Origin of the sequence: Rosenbergiella sp. YN46, assembly GCF_036620675.1 — a bacterium.
Lineage (GTDB): Bacteria > Pseudomonadota > Gammaproteobacteria > Enterobacterales > Enterobacteriaceae > Jejubacter.
Genome location: NZ_JAZHEE010000072.1, coordinates 1 through 4,676, shown reverse-complemented (window position 1 = coordinate 4,676; position 4,676 = coordinate 1). Strand labels below are relative to the sequence as shown.

Genomic DNA, 4,676 nt, shown 5'->3' with positions numbered 1-4,676 from the left:
TCTTGCCCGTTCCGAAAAGCCCGGCGTGATAAGCGAAGGGGCCCCGAAGGGAGTTTTTTACCGCCGGGGAGCCGGGGTCGCCAGGGGAGCGGCGACTGAGCCCCCTGGCCCGTTCACCCGCGGTGAATTAACAGAGAAGCAGTTGCCTGAAGTGAACGGAACAGCCCGCCGCATCGTCATATTCTGCCATTTTTGTTCTGAAACCAGGCGCCAGAGCTGCCTGTCACCCTCACCCCGGCCCTCTCCCTGGAAGGGAGAGGGGGCCCCCAGCCCCCCGCATCATCATATTCTGCCGTTTTTTAGCTTCCCGCTTTCAACCATTCCACGCTAAGGCGCGATGAACCATTTTTTATGCCTGACGCTATAACGGCGCTACCCGGGTGATATTCAACCCCTGAGCCGCCAGGGCGTCATGAGAAAGCGTCGGCAGGTGGCTGTCGGTGACCACTTCATCGAAGTCGCGCAGCATAGAGACGTTAAACAACGAACGGGCCCCGTATTTGCTGCTGTCGGCCAGCAGCACCTTCTGGCGCGCCGTGGCTATCACATCCTGTTTCAGGCCCGCTTTTTCTTCAGTGGGCGTGGTAACGCCCGCCTCCAGCGACCAGGAGTTACAGCTCATAAAAGCGATATCAGGATAGATGGCGCGCAGCATCCGCCGCCCGTGCTCGCCAATGCAGGACTGGCTACTGTCGTCGATGCGCCCGCCAATAATGGTGACCTCTATCTGGCGAAACTCAGAAAGCAACAGCGCAATGTGCAAATCGACGGTAATCACCCGTAACGGAAGATGAGTCAGGCAGCGCGCCAGCTCCAGCATGGTGGTGCCTGCGTCCAGCACTACGGCGTCACCAGGTCGCACCAGCGCCGCCGCATAGCGGGCGATAGCCTGCTTTTCAGCCTGGAAACGCTGCTGTTTTTCATTGGTGGTGGGCTGTAGCGGAACAAAACGCTTCAGCGCCACGCCGCCGTGGCTGCGGCTGATAACGCCCTGATCGTCCAGTTTAATCAGATCTCGTCGAATCGTGGCCGGGGAGGCATCAATCGCCTCCACCAGTTGTTCAACGGTCGCCAGAGGGTGGTTCTTAAGAAAGGCCACGATCTGGTCCAGTCGCTGTTGTCCTTTCATTTTCGCGAAGTTACGCCAGTTGCATTGCCAGTTTAATCGATGTGGACATGCTCTCAGATTTGGCTTTACCCGTCCAGGCGATATCAAAGGCCGTGCCGTGATCGGCCGAAGTGCGAATAAACGGCAGCCCCGCGGTAATATTCACGCCATCGTAGAAACCCAGCAGCTTCAGCGGAATATGCCCCTGGTCGTGATACATCGCCACTACCATATCGTACTGGCCTTCATACGCCTGCAGGAACACCGTGTCCGGCGGACAGGGGCCAAACACCGTCATGCCGCGTTCACGTGCCGCTTCAATGGCGGGCGTAACAAAGCGTTGCTCTTCATCGCCAAACAGGCCGTGCTCGCCGGCATGGGGGTTAACGCCCGCTACGGCGATACGCGGCGCGCTGTAGCCCACGCGTTTCAGGAAGCTATCCGCCAGCCCAATGGTGGTTTCAATGCGCGACTGGCTCAGAGTATCCAGGAATTTGCGCAGTGCAATATGGGTGGTGACATGAATCACCTTCAGGCGATCGGTATAAAGCACCATCGCGTAGTCACGGCTATGGGTCAGGGTTGCCAGCAGCTCAGTGTGGCCCGGATAAAGATGCCCTGCCAGATGAAGCGCCTCTTTATTCAGCGGCGCAGTAGCGATGGCCTGAACCTCCCCCGCCATCGCCAGCTCAGTCGCCCGCTTCACGCACCGGTATGCGAGATCGCCTGCGGCAGCCTGCACTTTTCCTGCTGTTAGCGCATCAGGCTGCGCCAGCGGTTCGTCAATGACGTGTACCGTACCGGGCGCGAAGCGGGCGTCTGATACCTGCTGAATTGCGCACAGCGTAACGGGTGGCGTCACACCCAGGCTTTGCAGGCGTTCCAGGGTGCGCAGGCAACCCACCACCACTACCGGCGCGCCATCCAGCTCCGGCTCGCAAAGCGCTTTGATGATAATTTCCGGACCAATCCCGGCGGGATCGCCCATAGTTACGGCAACAGTCTTAATGCCCACGGTACATCTCCTCAATAAAATAAAGCGCGTCACATAATGTGTTATCCGATCCGAATCCCCCGGCCTTGGTAATAACCGGCAGATCCTCAATATCGCTGTTAATAAAGGTGCCACAGGGAATGCAGGGTGCCACTTCGCTCTGAATGCGATAGCCTTCAGCCCCCAGCGCGCTGGCGACGGCGGTCGCCATATCGCCCCCGGTCAGAAACAATCCACCGGTACGAGTACGGTCGAGAATCGCCAGCGTCACTTCCCCCATCCGGCGGCTGATTCGCTCCCCCAGCGTCTGTCGGCTGATGCTATAGCGCATCGCCAGGGCTTCGACCCGTTCGCGATCGTCGGCGTTACGGCTGGTACGCAATACGCAGTGGTGCTGGCTGTCCAACACGTCGCAGGCCTGACGAACCGCCTCTTCCACCGCTGGCTCTCCGTCCGGCGCCAGCAGAGCTTCGACATCCACGTCCACCACCGAGGCACGCCCCTGGCGACGCGCCTGTTCCACCTGGCGGCGGGTGGCTTCGCTCATGGAGCCCACAACCGCCAGTACCGGCAGATTCTGACGCGGCGTCAGGAAGCTTTCAGCGGGCAGCGCCCCCGCCAGCCCTGCCGCCCCTACCAGCAGCGGCGTCGCCTTCAGAGCCAGCGCGGCGCTGGCGATCCGCATCAGATCGCTGTCCAGCTCGGCATCCAGCACCACCATGGCGCGGCCGCCGTCGGCAATCTGCGCCAGCCGCGCATCCAGCCCGCCGTCACGTACCTGCTCCAGAGTGATTTCATATACCGGCAGATGGCTTTGCAGCTCGATCAGCGTTTTAATCCGCGATGAAACAATCGGGGTACGCGGATCGCTGGCGAATTCGGTTTCCAGCAGCGGCGTCTGATGCACCAGGCACTCGCCGTTACGGGTGGTTCTGCCGGCAGCCGGGATCGCCGCCGCAATCAACGCCAGGGATTTCCCACTGGCCGTCATCGCAGCTTCTACCTCGGCGCCGACATTGCCGCGGAAGGTGGAGTCTATCTTTTTATAGATCAGCAGATCCGGCTGCCCCTGCCATGGCGCCAGCGCCCGGGAAACCGACTCTGCCGCCTGCTCCGCCGCCATCGAACGGCTTTCAGTATTAATAACCAGCACATCAGCGCGGCGCGAAGGCTTCTGCTGGTGCGTCAGCATCACCTCGGTTCTGGCCCCCTTTTTCGCCAGTTGGACGCCGGTATCGCTGGCGCCGGTAAAATCATCCGCAACCACGAGAATCTTCATGCCTTGTTCTCCGCAGCGGCGTTACGTTTCGCGACCCACGAGGTCAACACCGGCGTCAGAATAGCGGTGGTAATCACCGAGGCGGCAATCAGCGGCGCCGCCGCAGAAGCCACTTCGGCAAGCGAAGGATCCGCCTGGGCTATCGCCAGCGGCGTCGCCACTGCGTTACCGGCGGTACTCGATGCCGCTGCGCCAGCAATACCGGTACCGCCCACCAGACGGTCGGCGCGAACGTTGAAAATACCGCCGATAAAGGTGGTCAGCACACCCAGCAGAATCCCGGCCAGTCCGCCCTGCAGTAGCATCTCCAGATTGATTCCGGCGCCCAGCGCAAAGGCGAAGAAGGGAATCAGCAGCGGCCCACCTTTAGTCAGAAAATCGCGCATCTGGTGATCGAGGTTGCCCAGAATCATCCCTACGACCAGCGGCACCAGAACCGCCACCAGCGCCATCAGGGGAATGTTGGCCATACCCGCCGCGCCCAGCGCGATCATGGTAAAGAATGGCCCATCGTTCAGAGAAAGGATCGAGATAGCCCCGACATCACGCTCGTTGCCGAATTCCCCCACCAGCGCCGCATACAGCCCGCCGTTGGAGTTGCTCATCGCCGCTATAATAGCAATGCCGCTTAACCCGAAGATCCCATCGCTGCCGAACAGATGTTCCACCCCCAGCCCCAGTGCGATGGCGACCAACAGTTTAGTCAGCGTGATGGTGCCACCCTGCAGCAGCGCCCGGGGCGCCGCCTTAACGCTAATGCCCGCCCCCATGCACAGCAGGAAAGCGCCAATCAGCGGTGCCGCGCCGTTCTTAAACAGCGCGCTGGTAAAGCCGCCTATCTCCAGCGCCTGCGGCGCGAAGGTGTTAATGACAGCCCCTATAACCAGCGGTACCACCATCATGCCGCCGGGGATCTTTTCTATGGTTTTTTTAATGTTCATTGGTCCCGCCTGGTGATTGAATAAAATCATAATGACTATATACAATCATTTTAAGCGGATAAATGCGTCAGATCACAGTTTAAAAATGACTTTAAAAAATCATATGATTAACATTACTCATAAAGAGGTAAGAAAAGGTTCATCGTGCCTTAGCGTGGAATGGTTGAAAGCGGGAAGCTAAAAAGCGGCGGATTATGACGATGCGGGGAGCTGTTCCGTTCACTTTGCGTTACTGCTTCTCTGTTAATTCACAGCAGGTAGAACGGGCCAGGGGGCTCCGCTCCCCTGGCGACCCGGGCTCCCCGGCGGTAAAAAACGCCCTTCGGGGCCCCTTCGCTTATCACGCCGGGCTTT

General features: G+C 59.5%; 4 protein-coding genes. All 4 read right to left on the bottom strand.

Going from position 1 to position 4,676, the window contains the following annotated elements; translation table 11 throughout:
- Positions 1-361: 361 nt before the first annotated feature.
- The 4 genes from V3W49_RS22440 to V3W49_RS22425 are packed head-to-tail and all read right to left on the bottom strand — an operon-like array spanning position 362 to position 4,322.
- A complete protein-coding gene (locus V3W49_RS22440) occupies positions 362-1,129 on the bottom strand; it encodes a DeoR/GlpR family DNA-binding transcription regulator (protein WP_500148164.1) in 768 nt (255 codons plus the stop codon).
- Between the two features lie 10 nt (positions 1,130-1,139).
- Entirely contained in the window at positions 1,140-2,123 is a 984-nt protein-coding gene (locus V3W49_RS22435) for a D-threonate 4-phosphate dehydrogenase (RefSeq protein WP_500148163.1), read from the bottom strand.
- Positions 2,113-3,381 carry a D-threonate kinase gene (dtnK, locus tag V3W49_RS22430; RefSeq protein WP_500148161.1) on the bottom strand — a complete coding sequence of 423 codons (1,269 nt, stop codon included), beginning with the start codon at positions 3,379-3,381 and terminating at the stop codon, positions 2,113-2,115. The genes V3W49_RS22435 and dtnK overlap by 11 nt, the downstream gene beginning before the upstream one ends.
- Positions 3,378-4,322: a 2-keto-3-deoxygluconate permease 1 gene (locus V3W49_RS22425; protein WP_500148159.1), complete on the bottom strand. Its 945-nt coding sequence runs from the start codon at positions 4,320-4,322 to the stop codon at positions 3,378-3,380. The genes dtnK and V3W49_RS22425 overlap by 4 nt, the downstream gene beginning before the upstream one ends.
- Positions 4,323-4,676: the final 354 nt, after the last annotated feature.

Excerpts from the sequence above, each read along its gene's own strand:
- V3W49_RS22440 (WP_500148164.1), bottom strand. The coding sequence starts at position 1,129 with ATGAAAGGACAACAGCGACTGGACCAGATCGTGGCCTTTCTTAAGAAC.
- dtnK (WP_500148161.1), bottom strand. The coding sequence starts at position 3,381 with ATGAAGATTCTCGTGGTTGCGGATGATTTTACCGGCGCCAGCGATACC.
- V3W49_RS22425 (WP_500148159.1), bottom strand. The coding sequence starts at position 4,322 with ATGAACATTAAAAAAACCATAGAAAAGATCCCCGGCGGCATGATGGTG.